The sequence below is a fragment of the Phenylobacterium sp. genome (assembly GCF_030680185.1).
GTDB lineage: Bacteria > Pseudomonadota > Alphaproteobacteria > Caulobacterales > Caulobacteraceae > Phenylobacterium.
This window is the reverse complement of the sequence record NZ_JAUXVZ010000036.1, coordinates 1-15007: the sequence shown is the minus strand read 5'-3', so window position 1 is coordinate 15007 and position 15007 is coordinate 1. Positions and strand designations below refer to the sequence as shown.

Genomic DNA, 15007 nt, shown 5'->3' with positions numbered 1-15007 from the left:
GTGACCGCGGCGATCTCGTCGATGTCCAGGCCAGACGTGTTGGTGGCCAGGATCGCGCCGGGTTTGCAGATGGCGTCCAGCCTGGTGAAGATGTCCTTCTTGATGTCCATGCGCTCGAACACCGCCTCGATAACGAGGTCGACGTCGGCCAGCGACTCCATCTCCAGCGAGCCGGTGATCAGGGCGCAGCGCTCTTCCACCTGCTCGGCCGTAATACCGCCGCGCGAAGCGGTGCGCTCATAGTTCTTGCGAATGGTGGCCAGGCCGCGGTCCAGGGCCTCCTGCTTGACCTCGGTCAGCACCACCGGGATGCCGACATTGGCGAAGTTCATGGCGATGCCGCCGCCCATGGTGCCGGCGCCGATGATGCCGACCTTGTTGACCGGGATGACCTGCGTGTCGTCGGCCACGTCGGGGATCTTCTGGGCCTGCCGCTCGGCGAAGAAGGCGTAGCGCTGGGCGGCCGATTGCGAGCCGCTCATCAGCTCGTTGAACAGCTTGCGCTCGGTGGCCAGGCCCTCTTCGAAGGGCTGGTTCACGGCCGCCTCGATGCAGCGGATGTTGTATTCCGGCGCCAGGAAGCCGCGGAACTTCCGCGCATTGGCCTTGCGGAAATTCTCGAAGATCTCGGGCTTGCCCTTGGCGGCTTCCAGCTTCTCGTTCTGGTCGCGGATCTTGGCCAGCGGCCGGCCCTCGGCCACCACCTTGCGGGCGAACGCGATGGCCTGCTCGCGCAGCTTGCCCTCCTCGACCAGCTCGTCGACCAGGCCGAGGCTCGCGGCCTCCTTGGCCGGCACGTGGCGGCCCGAGGTCATCATGGCGAGCGCGTTCTCGACGCCGACCACCCGGGGCAGGCGCTGGGTGCCGCCGGCGCCGGGCAGCAGGCCCAGATTGACCTCCGGCAGGCCCAGGCGAGCCGAGGGCGTGGCCACCCGGTAGTGGGCGCACAGGGCCACTTCCAGACCGCCGCCCAGGGCGGTGCCGTGGATGGCGGCGATCACCGGCTTGGCGGCGCCTTCGATGACGTCCTGCACATCGGCCAGCTGGGGATCGGCCATGGCTGAGCCGAACTCGGTGATGTCGGCGCCGGCGATGAAGGTGCGGCCCTCGCAGACCAGCACTATGGCCTTGGCGGCCGCGTCGGCGTCGGCCTGCTTGAAGGCCTCGAACAGGCCCTGGCGGACCGCGGCCGACAGGGCGTTCACCGGCGGCGAGTTCAGGGTGATGACGGCGACGTCGCCGTCGAGGGTCAGGTCGGTGACCGGATTGATCTGGCTCATGCGCGTCCTCGGAATTCGTTGGGGCCGCTTCTCGGACGGGCGACCTGGCTGATTCAAACGCGTGTTATAGGCCTGACAGGATGGGGCTGAGTCAATCGGCCTCACCCCCGATCAAGGCGCCGCCGGCCTGACGCAAGGGCAGGCGGGGCAAGGGAAACGCACAGTCAAAGGAGCCTCTCATGGCGCTCGATCTCTTCACCCTCCAGGGGCGCACGGCGCTCGTCACCGGCGGCTCGCGCGGCATCGGCAAGATGATCGCCGCCGGCTTCCTGGCCCAGGGGGCCAAGGTCTATATCTCGTCGCGCAAGGCCGACGCCTGCGACGCCGCGGCCGAGGAATTGTCGCAAGGGGGCGGGACCTGCATCTCCCTGCCGCAGGACGTCTCATCGGTCGCCGGCTGCCAGGCGCTGGCCAAGGCCATCGAGGAGCGCGAGGACAAGCTCGACATCCTGGTGAACAACGCCGGCGCCGCTTGGGGCGCGCCCTTCGAAGAGTTTCCCGAGCATGGCTGGGACAAGGTGATGGACCTGAACCTCAAGTCCCCCTTCTTCCTGACCCAGGCCCTGCATGTGGCCCTGAAGAAGGCCGGGACCCATGACCAGCCGGCCAAGGTGATCAACATCGCCTCGATCGACGGCATCCGCCTGAACCCCCAGGACACCTATTCCTACCATGCCTCCAAGTCGGGTCTGATCTATCTGACCCGCCGGCTGGCGGCCCGCCTGATCGCCGACAACATCGTGGTCAGCGCCATTGCGCCCGGCGCCTTCGCCTCGGAGATGAACCGCACCGCCCGCGACCATGGGGACGCGGTGGCCAAGGCGATCCCCGCCCGTCGCATCGGTCGCGATGAGGACATGGCTGGCGCCGCCATCTATCTGGCCAGCCGGGCCGGCAACTATGTGGTCGGTGAGACCATCGCCGTCGACGGCGGCGTGGCCCTGGCCACGGTCGGCGCCATCGGCTGAGTGGGCCTGGCCTGAGGACCGGCGCGACCTTCGCTTTACCTTTGCGTCAAGGTGTAGATAGAGAGGGGGCTGCGCCGGTTCCTGGGTCTCCCCACGCAGGGCCAGCGAGGATTGGAGCCGTCATCCCCATGGGCGAACGGAACGTCGCGCGCGCGACCGATCGGTACGAAAAGAAGCGCGAGGACATCCTCGACGCCGCGACGGTGATCCTCAATCAACTGGGGGTCAAAGGCCTGACCCTGAGCGTGGCGGCAGGCGCCGTGGGCCTGTCGACCACCAGCGTGACCTATTATTTCAAGCGCAAGGACGACCTGGCCGCCGCCTGCCTGATGCGCGGCGTCGACTGGCTGGCCCATCTGGCCGAGAGCGCCCAGACGACCAGTGATCCGACCGAGCGCCTGACCCTGGTGTTTGATCTTCACCTGGAGCGGCTGCGCCTGACGGCCACGGGCCAGGCGCCGCCCCTGCCGGTGCTGTCGGACATCCGCGCCCTGAACCAGCCCCGCCGGGGCGAGGTGTTCGCCGCCTATATGAAGGCCTTCCGTCGCATGCGGCAGATCTTCGAGGCGCCGGATCTGGCCTGGCTGACCCGGGGCCGCCGCACGGCCCGGACCCATATGCTGCTGGAACAGATCTTCTGGTCGGCTTCCTGGCTGCCCAAGTACGATCCGGAGGACTATCCGCGCATCCGTGAGCGCATGTGCGACATCCTGCTGAACGGCCTGGCTGTTCCCGGCGCCGAATGGGCCCCGAAGCTGCCGTCGATGTCGGAACTGGCGCCGGGCGAGGGCCTGGAGATGAGCCGCGACGCCTTCCTGCGCGCCGCCACCCGGCTGATCAACACCCACGGCTACAAGGGCGCCTCGGTCGACCGGATCTCGGCCGAGCTCAACGTCACCAAGGGCTCCTTCTATCACCACAACGAGGCCAAGGACGACCTGGTGGTCACCTGCTTCGAGCGCAGCTTCGAGGTCATGCGCCGGGTTCAGCGGCTGGCCATGGGCCGCGACGGCGACCAGTGGAGCAAGCTCTCCAGCGCCGCGGCGGCGCTGGCCGAATACCAGCTCTCGGACTATGGCCCCCTGCTGCGATCCTCGGCGCTGAGCGCCCTGCCCGAGCCGATCCGCAAGGAGATGGGCCAGGACTTCAACCGGGTGTCGGACCGCTTCGCCTCGATGATCTCCGACGGGATCGCCGAGGGCTCCATCCGGCCGGTGGACCCGTTCATCGCCGCCCAGATGCTGGCCGCCACCCTCAACGCCGGCGCCGAGCTCGCCTTCTGGGTGCCTGGGCTGCGGCAGAAGGCGGCGCCGGCGGTGTTTGTCCGCCCCATGCTGATGGGCGTCTTCAAGCCCTGAGCCCAGAGCGCGTTCCGATAGGTGAGGACCGGTTATCGGACCAAAACGCGCTCAAGACTTAGCGTCTGGCGCCTATTGCGGCCCGGGCGTCTCGATCCCGTCGGCCCCGGCTTCGGAGGCCAGTTGGCGAACCGAGGCTTCATGCTTGTCGCGGGTGATGGCGTAGAAGGCCACGAAGGCGATGGCCGCGGCGTAGAGCAAGCCCAGCAGCGGCACATAGAGCAGGCCCAGATTGAAGATCACCTCCTCGGGCACCTGGCCCGGCTGGGCGTTCTGCGGGAAGGCGATGGCCAGCAGGATCATGCTGGAGGCGAAGATGCCGATGCCGGACACCGCCTTGTTCACGAAGCTGGCGGCGGCGAAGAACAGTCCTTCGGAGCGGCGGCCGGTCTTCAGCTCGGAGTCTTCGACCACGTCGGCGATCATCGAGGAGATCAGGATGGCCGCGGTGATCGAGAGGCCCGTCGACAGGGTGGTCTGCAGGAAGAGCAGGGGCACGACGATCGGCTCGCCATTGTCGGGGAACACCCCCAGCAGCCGCAGGGTGATGGGCGCTGCGCCAATGAAGAAGGCGGCGACCTTGGTCAGCTGGGCCGCGCCCTTCTTGCCCATCCGCTTGGACAGCGGCGCGGCCAGGCCAAAGGCCAGGGCCGCGGAGATGAAGTTGCCGATGGCGAAGAGCGAGATCTCGGCGGCCGACAGCTCCCAGAAATAGGTGTTGAAATAGAGGTTCAGCGACAGGGTCAGGCCGCCGGCCATGGCGTTGAACAGGCCGGCCATGATCAGGACCAGGAAGGAGCGGTTGGACAGGGTGCCCGCCATCTCTTTCATCACCTGGCCAAAGGTCAGCTTGCGCTGAGGCGGCGTCACCAGGTCGGGGATATGGCGGTGGGTGCCGATGGCTGAGACCAGGATGGCGAACAGCATGATGCCGGCCGCGACCAGGCCATAGGTGACGTAGCCGTCGCGATTGAGCTGTCCGACGGGATACTCCGCCGTCGGCCGCAGGAAGACCTGGAAGGCCAGCAGGACCATGGTCAGCCCGCCCCACCAGGCGAAGAAGTACCGATAGCTCAGCACCTTGGTGCGTTCGTCGTAGTCGGTGGTCAGCTCGGCGGCGAGCGCGGTGGAGGGGATCTCATAGAGGGTGATGAAGGTGCGGATCATCACCGCCACGGCCAGCAGGTAGAAGAACATGCCGGTCTGGGACAGCTCCGGCGGATTCCACAACAGGCCGTAGGTGATCGCCACCGGCAGGGCCGCGGCGTACATGAACGGGTGACGCCGGCCCCACTTCGATCGCCAGTTGTCCGACACCTGGCCGATCAGCGGATCGGAGATGGCGTCGAAGATCATGGCGATCATGATCACCAGCCCGACCAGGTGCGCGGGCAGGCCGATCACCTGATTGTAGAAAATCAGCAGGAGATAGGAAAAGCCCTGGTCCTTGACCCCGAAGGCGACGGTGCCGAAGCCGTAGAACAGCTTGGTGGGCAGGCTGAGTTTCTTGCGGGGGGGACGCACGGCGCTGGCGGTCACGGTCGATCCTTGGCCGAAGGCGGCGCCAGGGCCGGCGACGCATACTGAAGGCGGCCTGCGAACAGGCCGGCGCATCTAAGTGACGCTTCAGCTTTCAGACAAGGGCGCGGCCCGGGAAATCGTCTCCCGGGCCGGCGGGCGCCCGCCGCGGAGGCCTCAGGCGCCGGTGACCGGGGGCGAGGCCGGTCCGGTCGGGCCGGCGTCCCGTTCGGCCTGCGCCTTCAGGGCCGTCTCCTCCAGCTTGCGCAGGTTTTCCTCGTGGGCCGCCTTGTCGATCTTGAACATGAACAGGCAGCCGATGGCGATGGCGTAGAAGAACAGCAGGGTCGGAAGATAGATCAGCGCCATGTTGCGCAGGACCTCTTCATCGACCCCGCCACGGACGGCGCTCTGCGGGAAGGAGACAAAGGCCAGCACCGCGCCGGAGACGAAGACGCCGACCCCGGAGACCACCTTCTTGAACAGGTTGTCGAAGGAGAACAGCAGGCCTTCGGAGCGGCGGCCGGTCTTGACCTCGGAGTCCTCGACCACGTCGGCGATCATCGAGGCCAGCATGACGCCGGTCATCATCGCCATCGCGCCGTTGGCGATCACGTCGACGAACAGGATCCAGAACAGGAAGTCGGTGCCGTTGGCCGGCATCCAGCCGATCAGCCTCAGGGCGATCGGGCCGAGCAGGGCGACCACGGCGCCGGCGAACATGGAGATGGCGCCGTTGCGCTTGCCCATCTTGGCCGCCACCTTCGGCGCCAGCGATACGCCCATGACGCTGGCGATCACGCCGGCGACGGTCAGCAGGGACAGCTGGTTCTGGGTGAGCTCCCAGAAATACAGGAAGAAGTAGAGCTCAAGCCCGCCCTTCACCCCCAGCGACATGGACATGAACACGCCCGAGATGGTCAGCACCACGAAGGAGCGGTTGTTCAGCGTGTGGGCCACTTCCCGGGCCATGCCGATGAAGGTGATCTTGCGGGTCGGCGGCTTGCGCAGCTCGGGGATGTATTTGTGGGTCCCGGCGGTCGAGGCCAGGATGATGATGAAGATCAGGATCGCGGCGCAGAGCGCGTAGCTGAAATAGCCTTCCTGAGCCAGGACGCCGCCGGTCCCGTCGGCGTTCTCCCGGAGGAAGACCTGATAGGCCAGGAGCGTCATGCCCAGGCCGCCGGCGACGCCGAAGAAGCCGCGCAGGGCGATGAGGCTTGTGCGGTCGTCGTAGTTCTTGGCCAGTTCCGGCGCCAGGGCCGAGGACGGCAGTTCGAAGAAGGTGTCGAACAGGCGGATCACCAGCAGGCAGGTCAGCATGTAGGCGAAGATCTGCGCGTGCTCCCAGCCTTCTGGCGGGTTCCAGATCAGGAAGAAGGCGATCGCCACCGGCAGGGCGGCGATATACATGAACGGGTGGCGCCTGCCCCAGCGAGAGCGGAAATTGTCCGACACCTGGCCCACGATCGGATCGACGAAGGCGTCGAAGATCAGGGCGAACATGATGGCCGTAGAGACCATCTGGGGCGGCAGGCCGATGACCTGATTGTAGAACAGCAGCAGGAAGGTGGAGAGCCCGCGCTGCTTGATCGCGCTGGCTGCGCCGCCCGCCCCATAGAGGATGCGGGTGGTGAGGCTGAGACGTCGGTCAGCCGAGGCCGCAGCCGAGGCCGGGGTCGAAGGGGCCGTCATGTGTTTGGATCCTCAGGCCTTTGAGCCAATGGGCGAGGGGCCGCCGGGCAAGGGTTCAGCGGTGGTGTCGGTCGCCTCGTGGGCGGCCGCCGTGGCCTTGGCGCCGGCTTCGTCGAGGATACGGAGATTATCCTCGTGCTTGGCCTTGTCGATGTTGAACAGAGAGAGACAAACGATCCCCAGCCCGTAGAGCAGGGTGACCAGGGGCAGGTAGATCAGCCCCATATTCTGCAGGATTTCCGGCGAGACCTCGCCGCGCCGCGCCCCTTCGGGGAAGCTGACCATGCTGAGCACGGCGCCGGCGATGAAGATGCCGACGCCCGAAACGATCTTCTTGAACAGGTTGTCGGCCGACATCAGCAGGCCTTCGGAGCGCCGGCCGGTCTTGACCTCGGCGTCCTCGACCACGTCGGCGACCATGGAGAACAGCATCACCCCCGTCGCCACGGCCATGCCGGAGTTGAAGAAGGTTTCGGTCAGCAGGATCCAGAACAGGAGGTCCGTGCCATTGGGCGGCATCACGCCCACCAGACGCAGGGCGATCGGGGTGATGCCGACAGCCAGGGCGCTGGCGAACATCAGGATCGCCCCATGCTTCTTGCCCATGGCCCGGGCGATATGGGGGGCGACGACCACCCCGCACAGGCTGCCGGCGACGCCGACGGTGGTCAGGATGGCCAGCTGGCTCTGGGTGAGCTCCCAGAAATAGAGGGCGAAGTAGATTTCGAGCCCGTTCTTTGACCCCGCGGCCACGGCGATGAACATGCCGGTCAGGGTGGCGATCACAAAGGCGCGGTTGTTGAGCGTGTGCAGAACCTCCCGCGTCATCGCCTTGAGGGTGATCTTCCGCGTCGGCGGCTGAACGAGATAGGGAATGCGGCTGTGGGTGCCGGCGGTCGAGGCCAGAATGACGATGAAGATCAGGATCGCCGACACGGCCGAATAGGCCATGTAGCCGTCCCGGGACAGGATGCCGCCGGACCCGTCGGGGTTCTCCGCCAGGAAATACTGGTAGGCCGCCACGGTCATGCCCAGGCCGCCGACCACGGTGAAGAAGGCGCGCATCGACACCAGGCTGGTGCGTTCGTTGTAGTCGCGGGTGAGTTCCGGAGCCAGGGCCGAGGAGGGCAGCTCGAAGAAGGTGTCGAACAGGCGCACCGTCAGAAGACAGGCGACCAGCCAGACGACGATCGATTCATCGCTCCACCCGGTGGGCGGATTCCAGAGCAGGAAATAGGCCACCGCCACAGGCAGGGCGGCGAAGTACATGAAGGGGTGGCGGCGCCCCAGCTTGGAGCGGAAGTTGTCGGACACCTGTCCCACGACGGGATCGACGAAGGCGTCGAAGATCAGGGCCAGCATCAGGACGCCTGACACCGTGGCCGGCGGCAGCCCCACCACCTGATTGTAGAACAGCATCAGGAAGGTCGCGAGACCGCGCGACTTCACCGCATTCGCCACCGAGCCCAAGGAATAGAGCAACTTGGTGTGCAGCTTCAGAGGAGGAATCTCTGAGGGAATCGCCGTCATCAAAATCTCCGGGCGGCAAAACGGTCAAATGCGGGCGCACGCGCACGCCCCGGCGCAGGCTGCGCCGCTGAAGCAAAATCAAGATTCTCACGCCTGGACGGGACGGACCCTAGCTCCCCAGGCTCAACCGCAAGAAAATTGCGGGTCACTGCGCGGTCCTCCCTGCCGCGCCTCTTTGCGGGCGCGGTCATTCTTGTCTCGCGTTTGCGTCGCGGCGCATATGGCGCCGATAAGCAGACACGGTCGCGGACAAGCGTGGGCGAGGCTTATCGCAGCGTCAATGCTTATGATCTTACAAGTCTGACACAAACTAACCGTTGGCCTACAACGGGTTGTGCCCGGCGCCGCGGTCGCGGGCCGGGTCGCGCCCCGGACCCGCCTCGTCCTCCCCCGCGGATGAGGATCGAAGCCTCGGCGCCGCCATTCTTGTTTGCAGTACAGAGCGAGCGACGGCGGGCGGCTAGACGGTGAGCATGACCTTGCCCAAATGACCGCCGGCCTCGAGATAGGCGTGGGCCTCGGCCGCCTGAGCGAGCGGGAAGGTCCTGTCGATCTGGGGCCGCAGCTTGCCTGCGGCGATCCACGGCCAGACCGTGGCCTCGACGGCGGCGGCCAGGCGGGCCTTCTCGTCGGCGCTGCGGGGGCGAAGGGTCGAGCCGGTGATCACCGCGCGCTTCAGCATCAGGGCGCCGATGTTCAGCTCCACCTTGGCGCCGGCCTGGGCGGCGATGAAGACCAGCCGGCCGCCGGTGTTCAGGGCGGCCAGATCCTTGGCGAAATAGTCGCCCCCGACCATGTCCAGGATCACGTCGCAGCCGCCATTGGCCCGGGCGACCTCGGCGAAGTCCTGGGCGGTGGCGTCGATGGCGATGTCGGCGCCGAGCTCCAGGGCCTGGCGGGCCTTGTCGGCGCCCCGGGCCGTAGCGATCACCCGAGCGCCAGCGGCCTTGGCCATCTGGATCGCCGTTGTCCCGATGCCGGACGTGGCGCCATGGACCATCAGGGTCTCGCCCGCCTTCAGCGCTCCATGCTCGAACACATTGGCGAAGACGGTGAAGACTGTTTCGGGCAGGCCCGCCGCCTCCAGGGGGCTGAGGCCCGCCGGGATGGGCAGGGCGTGGCGGGCGTCGCAGACGGCGTATTGCGCATAGCCGCCGCCGCCCAGCAGGGCGCAGACCTTGTCGCCGACCTGCCAGCGCCCGGCGGCGCGAACCACCTCGCCGGCCACCTCCAGGCCCATGGTGTCCGGGGCGCCGGGCGGCGGCGCGTAGAAGCCCAGCCGCTGGGCGATGTCGGGACGATTGACGCCGGCGGCCTCCACCCGGATGAGGACCTGGCCGGGGCCAGGCTCCGGCGTCGGCAGGGTGACCGCGTGCAGGGCCTCGGCGGCGCCCTTGCCGCCCTCGATGGCGATGGCGGTCATCTGGGGGGGAAGAGTCTCGGCCTGCGCCATCGTCATAGCTCCACATGCTTGCGCCCGAGCGGCGTAGGGGGTTGGATAAACCGCTCTGGAGCCATGGCAAAGGGAAGCCCGAACATGGAAGAGCCTGCAGATATCCGCCTGGGCCGGGGGCAGCGCCTGGCCGAGGTCGCGCGCGAAGACCTGGAGCTCTACGCCGTCGAGGAGTTGGAGGCCCGCATCGCTGCGCTGGACGCCGAAAAGGCGCGCACCCAGACCTTTATCGACAAGAAGAAGGCCGGGCGCGCCGCGGCCGATGCGCTATTTAGGCCATAGGGTCGCAACGCCCACTCTGGGGCGTGACTCCGGGCGGGACCGCCCGCTATGGCATGGGGGTTGCAGGTCGCCAGACCTCGGACGAACCGATCGTGCAATGGCTGGCAAGGGCTTGAGGAATTGATGAGCGAACTCACCGCACTGGCGAATCCCTGGCGCGCCGACGTCATCGCCGACTTCGCCCGCTCCGAGCTTTTCGAGCGGACCTTCCAGGAGGGCATGGATCTGGTCGAGGAGACCGCCGCCTATCTGGACGGGGGCGGACGCCAGGAATCCAAGCGCCTGGATCGCAATGCGGCCCTGGCCTATGCGGCCGAGAGCATGCGTCTGACCACCCGGCTGATGCAGGTGGCCTCCTGGCTGCTGGTTCAGCGGGCGGTGCGCGAAGGCGACATGGCCGCCGAAGCCGCCTGCGAGGACCGCTACCGCCTGGGCGCCGAAGTGGCGCGGCGGCCGTCCGACGCCAGCGTCGGTCTGTTGCCCGGCGGTCTCGTCGATCTCATGGACCGCTCCGAGCGCCTGTTCGAGCGGGTCCGGCATCTGGACAAGCGGATGTATGTGGAATCGACCGAGGAAAACGCCCCCAATCCGGTGCTGTCCCAGTTCGACCGCCTGCGGGACGCCTTCGGCGCGGCCTGAGGCTGCGCGAGGCCAGCGCGGCCTCGACGTCGAGACACAAAGAAGACGCCGCGGGCCGAGGGGCTCGCGGCGTCTTCTTTTTCAGGATCCCCGGGGTCGAAGGCCCGCCCTGAGGCGGGCCAGGACGCCCTACTTGCGGGTGAAGCCGCCGAACTTGGCGTTGAACCGCGAAACCCGGCCCGCACGGTCCAGCAGGGTGTGGGCGCCGCCCGTCCACGCCGGGTGCGTCTTGGGATCGATATCGAGGTTCAGGGTCGCGCCCTCTTTCCCGTAGGTCGAGCGGGTCTGATAGGACGTGCCATCCGTCATCACCACGGTGATGAAGTGATAATCGGGGTGGGTGTCTTGTTTCATCGCGAGGACAACCGACGTAAGAGCAAGCGGGTGATGCGCCCCCAACCCATGGGCCGGGTGCGCAAACGAGCCGCGCGTATACAGAAACGGCGGCCCTGAAGCAAGGGCGCACGGATTTCATGAGCCAACCCGCCGACAGTCCCGCCGCCGCCGATCCCAGGCCCGACGGCCGCCCTGGACTGGGGGCTGAACTCGCCCAGAACCTCGACGAAGCCGCCGCCCGCCGGCCGCGCAGCCGCAATGTCGGGGCGCTTCGCCGGCTGGTCCCCTTCGCCCGCCGCCGGGGCGGAGACGCCCTGGGCGCCCTGATCTTTCTTCTGACCGCCACGGCGGCGACGCTCGGCCTGTCGGGCGCCGTACGCCTGCTGGTGGACGCCCTGACCCAGCCCGGCGTGTCGTCGTCGCAGGTGAACCTGTGGTTCGCGCTGATCGGCGCGGTGGCCGTGACGCTCGCCCTGTCCTCGGCCCTTCGCTACTTCTTCGTCACCAAACTTGGCGAGCGGGTGGTGGCCGACCTGCGCAAGGCGGTCTACGGCCACATCCTGACCCTGGACCCCGGCTTTTTCCTGCGCACCCGCACGGGCGAGGTGCTGTCGCGCCTGACCACCGACATCCAGATCGTGGAAAGCCTGATGGCCACCTCGGTCTCGGTGGCCCTGCGCAATCTGCTGACCCTGATCGGGGCGCTGATCCTGCTGGTCTGGGTCAGTCCCAGCCTGACGGGCCTGGTCCTGCTGATCTTCCCCTTCGTGCTGGCGCCCCTGTTCCTGTTCGGGCGCAAGGTGCGTCGCCTGACCATCTCCACCCAGGACCAGTTCGCCAGCGCCGTCGGCCAGGCGGGCGAGACCCTGGACGCCCTGGAGACCGTGCAGGCCTTCGGCGGCGAGGCGGCGGCGGCCGGCGGTTTCGGCGCCGCGGTGGAGCAGGCCTTTTCCACCTCCCTGAAACGGATGACGGCGCGGGCCATCATGACCGCCCTGGTCATCGCCCTGGTGTTCGGCGGGGTGGTGGCGATCTTCTGGCTGGGCGTCCATGCCGGCCTGCGCGGCGAGATGAGCTGGGGGGCGCTCTTCCAGTTCGCCTTCCTGGCGGTCATGGCGGCCGGTTCCGTCGGGGCCCTGGGCGAGACCTGGGGCGACGTCCAGAAGGCCGCCGGCGCCATGGACCGCATCGCCGAGCTGCTCGACGCCCGGCCCGGCATCGCGCCGCCGGCCACGCCCACGGCCCTGCCCAGTCCGGCCCGGGGCGAGATCGCCTTTACGGGCGTCACCTTCGCCTATCCCGGTCGTCCCGATCTTCCGGCGCTGAGCGACTTTTCGCTCACCATCGCGCCGGGCGAGCGTGTGGCCCTGGTGGGGCCATCGGGGGCGGGCAAGAGCACGGTGCTGCGCCTGCTGCTGCGCTTCTATGACCCCATAGAGGGGACCATCCGCCTGGACGGGGCGGATCTGCGCCAGGCCGATCCGCGGGCGGTGCGCGAACGCATGGCCCTGGTGGCGCAGGACTCGCCGCTGTTCTCCGGATCGGCGGCCCAGAACATCGCCTTTGGCCGTCCTGAGGCGGGGCCGGAGGACATCCTCGCCGCCGCCCGCGCCGCCCAGGCCGAGGCCTTCATCGCAGCCCTGCCCGAGGGTTTCGACACCGCGCTCGGCGACCGGGCGCGCAGCCTGTCGGGCGGCCAGCGCCAGCGGTTGGCCATTGCGCGGGCCCTCGTGCGTCAGGCGCCGATCCTGCTGCTGGACGAGGCCACCAGCGCGCTGGACGCCGAAAACGAACGGCTGGTGCAGATCGCCCTGGACGAGGCCATGACCGGCCGCACCACCCTGGTCATCGCCCATCGGCTGGCGACCGTGCTCAAGGCCGACCGGATCGTGGTGATGGATCAGGGTCGCGTGGTCGAACAGGGCCGTCATGCCGAACTCGCAGCCCGGGGCGGTCTCTACGCCAAGCTGGCGGCCCTGCAGTTCGGCCAGGCCGCCTGAGGCGCTTCAGCCGGCGAACATCGCGTCGCGAATCTTCACGGCGGCCTCGGGGAAGTCGGTGAAGACCCCATCGGCGCCGGCGGCGAACAGCGCGCGCAGCAGGATATCGGCCTCGCCGTGAGCGGCGGGATCTTCCCCGCGCCTCAGAGCGGCGGGCAGGAAGCTGTTTTCCAGCCGGACGGTCCAGGGATGCACCTTGAATCCGGCCCCCTGGGCGCGGGCGATCAGGCCGGTGGGCGGCAGGCCCGCCTGGTCGAGCCTCAGAACCATCTTCAGCTCCGGTCCCAGTCCGTCGGCGAACTCGGCAAGCTCGGCGAGCAGGGTGTCCGACAGCGCGCCGGCCCCGGCCAGCATGACGGTGGGCGCGGCGCTGATCCCCCGGAAGGCCCGCAAGGGCTTCGGCTCGAAGCACTGGACGAAGACCGGGGCGTCCCGGCGATCCAGGTCGTTGTCGCGCAGGGCGGCGGCCAGGCTTTCGCCCATGGCCATGCCGCGGGCCTTGAAATAGGTCGGGTGCTTCATCTCGGGATAGACCCCGATCGTCCGGCCCGTCAGCTGGCTCTGCGCCTTGGCCAATTCCATCACCTCCTGGAAGGTGGGGATAGGCTCGACGCCGTCGAAGGCGGCGCTGGCCGGCCGCAGGGCCGGCAGACGCTCGCGGGCGCGCAGGGTCTTCAGCTCGGCCAGGGTGAAGTCCTCGGTGAACCAGCCGGCGACCTTGACCCCATCGATGCTGCGCTCGGTGCGCCGGCTGGCGAATTCAGGCCGCCCGGCCACGTCGGTGGTTTCAGAAATCTCGTTCTCGTGCCGGGCCACCAGGACGTCGTCGCTGGTCATCACCAGGTCGGGCTCAATGAAGTCGCAGCCCTGGTCGATGGCCCGCTGATAGGCCATGAGCGTGTGCTCCGGCCGCTCGCCGCTGGCGCCGCGGTGGGCGATGACCAGGGGGCGGGCGCGGGGCTGGGCGCGCGCCTGAGGGGCGAAGGCGGCCAGGGCCAGGGGGACGGACGCCGTGAAGGCGCGACGGGTCAGGGCGCTCATGGCCATGATCTAGCCGCCCCTTGTGACGGTTACGTCAAGCTTCCCAGGGCGAGTTCAGGCGGCCGCGCGCAGGCGCTCCAGCAGCAGGGGATGCAGTTCGAGATTGGACGCGCAGACCGAACCGGACCCCAGCACGTCCTCGCCGCCGTCGGCGTCGGTCACCTTGCCGCCCGCCTCGGTGATCAGCAGGATGCCGGCCGCCAGATCCCAGCGGTTGAGATCGCGCTCCCAATAGCCGTCGAACCGGCCGGCCGCCACATAGGCCATGTCGAGCGCGGCTGAGCCAAAGCGGCGGACGCCCGCCACCCGCTGGCTGATCTGGTGAAGCTCTTTCAGGAACTTGGCGTGCTGGCCGTGGCCCAGGAAGGGGATGCCGGTGGCGATCACCGACTCGTCGAACCGGGTGCGGGCGGCCACCCGCAGGCGGTGGTCATTGAGGAAGCAGCCCTTGCCCTTCTCGGCCCAGAACAGCTCGTTGCTGACGGGATTGTAGGTCAGGGCCGCGACGATCGCGCCCTGACGCTCCAGGGCGATATTGATGGCGAAGTGCGGGATGGCGTGGAGGAAGTTGGTGGTGCCATCCAGCGGATCGACGATCCAGGTGTGGGTCTTGTCCGTCCCCTCGATCATGCCGCGCTCTTCGCCGAGAAATCCGTAGCCGGGGCGCGCCGCGGTCAGGGCCTCGAAGATGGTCTGCTCGGCCTTGATGTCGGCGGCCGAGACGAAGTCGGCGGCGCTCTTCTTGGAGACCTGCAGTTCGGCCAGTTCGCCGAAGTCGCGGTTGAGCCCGCGCGCGGCCTTGCGGGCGGCGTCGGACATGACTTTCAGAAGTGCGGTTTGCGTGGCCACGGTCTGTTCCAGTGCGCGCAAGGGACGGGCGGCGGTGGTCGGCGCTCGGGCGGGAAAT

13 protein-coding genes are annotated in these 15007 nt (G+C 68.0%); 5 read left to right on the top strand and 8 right to left on the bottom strand.

The genetic code is table 11. From position 1 onward, the window contains the following. A partial coding sequence (locus Q8L83_RS09150; protein WP_305286213.1) for an enoyl-CoA hydratase-related protein occupies positions 1-1280 on the bottom strand: 1280 nt, incomplete at its 3' end. Positions 1281-1459: 179 nt separating this feature from the next. Between Q8L83_RS09150 and Q8L83_RS09145 the strand changes: the two genes are divergently transcribed. Both Q8L83_RS09145 and Q8L83_RS09140 read left to right on the top strand, forming a co-directional pair. Beyond that, a complete protein-coding gene (locus Q8L83_RS09145) occupies positions 1460-2248 on the top strand; it encodes an SDR family oxidoreductase (protein WP_305286210.1) in 789 nt (262 codons plus the stop codon). Positions 2249-2376: 128 nt separating this feature from the next. Beyond that, positions 2377-3606 (top strand): TetR/AcrR family transcriptional regulator, encoded by a 1230-nt coding sequence (locus Q8L83_RS09140; protein WP_305286208.1) that lies wholly within the window; start codon positions 2377-2379, stop codon positions 3604-3606. Between the two features lie 72 nt (positions 3607-3678). Here Q8L83_RS09140 and Q8L83_RS09135 read toward each other — a convergent pair whose 3' ends face one another. The 4 genes from Q8L83_RS09135 to Q8L83_RS09120 form a co-directional block, all read right to left on the bottom strand. Continuing rightward, on the bottom strand, positions 3679-5145 hold the full coding sequence (locus Q8L83_RS09135; protein ID WP_305286206.1) for an MFS transporter: 1467 nt from the start codon (positions 5143-5145) through the stop codon (positions 3679-3681). Positions 5146-5301: 156 nt separating this feature from the next. Further along, positions 5302-6819, bottom strand: a complete 1518-nt coding sequence (locus tag Q8L83_RS09130; protein WP_305286203.1) for an MFS transporter — start codon at positions 6817-6819, stop codon at positions 5302-5304. Between the two features lie 12 nt (positions 6820-6831). Continuing rightward, entirely contained in the window at positions 6832-8349 is a 1518-nt protein-coding gene (locus Q8L83_RS09125) for an MFS transporter (RefSeq protein WP_305286201.1), read from the bottom strand. A 460-nt stretch (positions 8350-8809) separates the two neighbouring features. Next, a complete protein-coding gene (locus Q8L83_RS09120; protein ID WP_305286199.1) occupies positions 8810-9802 on the bottom strand; it encodes an NAD(P)H-quinone oxidoreductase in 993 nt (330 codons plus the stop codon). Positions 9803-9886: 84 nt separating this feature from the next. Here Q8L83_RS09120 and Q8L83_RS09115 point away from each other — a divergent pair, with 84 nt between their 5' ends. Continuing rightward, positions 9887-10084, top strand: coding sequence for a DUF1192 domain-containing protein (locus Q8L83_RS09115; RefSeq protein ID WP_305286197.1), 198 nt, complete (start codon positions 9887-9889; stop codon positions 10082-10084). A 123-nt stretch (positions 10085-10207) separates the two neighbouring features. Continuing rightward, entirely contained in the window at positions 10208-10723 is a 516-nt protein-coding gene (locus Q8L83_RS09110) for a DUF1465 family protein (protein ID WP_305286195.1), read from the top strand. Positions 10724-10852: 129 nt separating this feature from the next. On the opposite strand, the gene rpmE is transcribed toward Q8L83_RS09110, so the two are convergent. Then, positions 10853-11077, bottom strand: coding sequence for a 50S ribosomal protein L31 (gene rpmE / locus Q8L83_RS09105; RefSeq protein WP_300574632.1), 225 nt, complete (start codon positions 11075-11077; stop codon positions 10853-10855). A gap of 119 nt (positions 11078-11196) precedes the next feature. Here rpmE and Q8L83_RS09100 point away from each other — a divergent pair, with 119 nt between their 5' ends. Beyond that, positions 11197-13059 carry an ABC transporter transmembrane domain-containing protein gene (locus tag Q8L83_RS09100; protein ID WP_305286191.1) on the top strand — a complete coding sequence of 621 codons (1863 nt, stop codon included), beginning with the start codon at positions 11197-11199 and terminating at the stop codon, positions 13057-13059. A 6-nt stretch (positions 13060-13065) separates the two neighbouring features. Here Q8L83_RS09100 and Q8L83_RS09095 read toward each other — a convergent pair whose 3' ends face one another. After that, positions 13066-14100, bottom strand: coding sequence for a glycerophosphodiester phosphodiesterase family protein (locus Q8L83_RS09095; RefSeq protein WP_305286189.1), 1035 nt, complete (start codon positions 14098-14100; stop codon positions 13066-13068). 54 nt (positions 14101-14154) lie between these two features. Next, the gene (locus tag Q8L83_RS09090) at positions 14155-14949 is read right to left on the bottom strand and encodes an inositol monophosphatase family protein (protein ID WP_305286214.1); all 795 of its coding nucleotides are present in this window, start codon (positions 14947-14949) and stop codon (positions 14155-14157) included. Positions 14950-15007 lie beyond the last annotated feature (58 nt).

Excerpts from the sequence above, each read along its gene's own strand:
- Q8L83_RS09120 (WP_305286199.1), bottom strand. The coding sequence starts at position 9,802 with ATGGCGCAGGCCGAGACTCTTCCCCCCCAGATGACCGCCATCGCCATC.
- Q8L83_RS09140 (WP_305286208.1), top strand. The coding sequence starts at position 2,377 with ATGGGCGAACGGAACGTCGCGCGCGCGACCGATCGGTACGAAAAGAAG.
- Q8L83_RS09130 (WP_305286203.1), bottom strand. The coding sequence starts at position 6,819 with ATGACGGCCCCTTCGACCCCGGCCTCGGCTGCGGCCTCGGCTGACCGA.
- Q8L83_RS09115 (WP_305286197.1), top strand. The coding sequence starts at position 9,887 with ATGGAAGAGCCTGCAGATATCCGCCTGGGCCGGGGGCAGCGCCTGGCC.
- Q8L83_RS09100 (WP_305286191.1), top strand. The coding sequence starts at position 11,197 with ATGAGCCAACCCGCCGACAGTCCCGCCGCCGCCGATCCCAGGCCCGAC.
- Q8L83_RS09110 (WP_305286195.1), top strand. The coding sequence starts at position 10,208 with ATGAGCGAACTCACCGCACTGGCGAATCCCTGGCGCGCCGACGTCATC.
- Q8L83_RS09095 (WP_305286189.1), bottom strand. The coding sequence starts at position 14,100 with ATGAGCGCCCTGACCCGTCGCGCCTTCACGGCGTCCGTCCCCCTGGCC.
- Q8L83_RS09145 (WP_305286210.1), top strand. The coding sequence starts at position 1,460 with ATGGCGCTCGATCTCTTCACCCTCCAGGGGCGCACGGCGCTCGTCACC.
- Q8L83_RS09125 (WP_305286201.1), bottom strand. The coding sequence starts at position 8,349 with ATGACGGCGATTCCCTCAGAGATTCCTCCTCTGAAGCTGCACACCAAG.
- rpmE (WP_300574632.1), bottom strand. The coding sequence starts at position 11,077 with ATGAAACAAGACACCCACCCCGATTATCACTTCATCACCGTGGTGATG.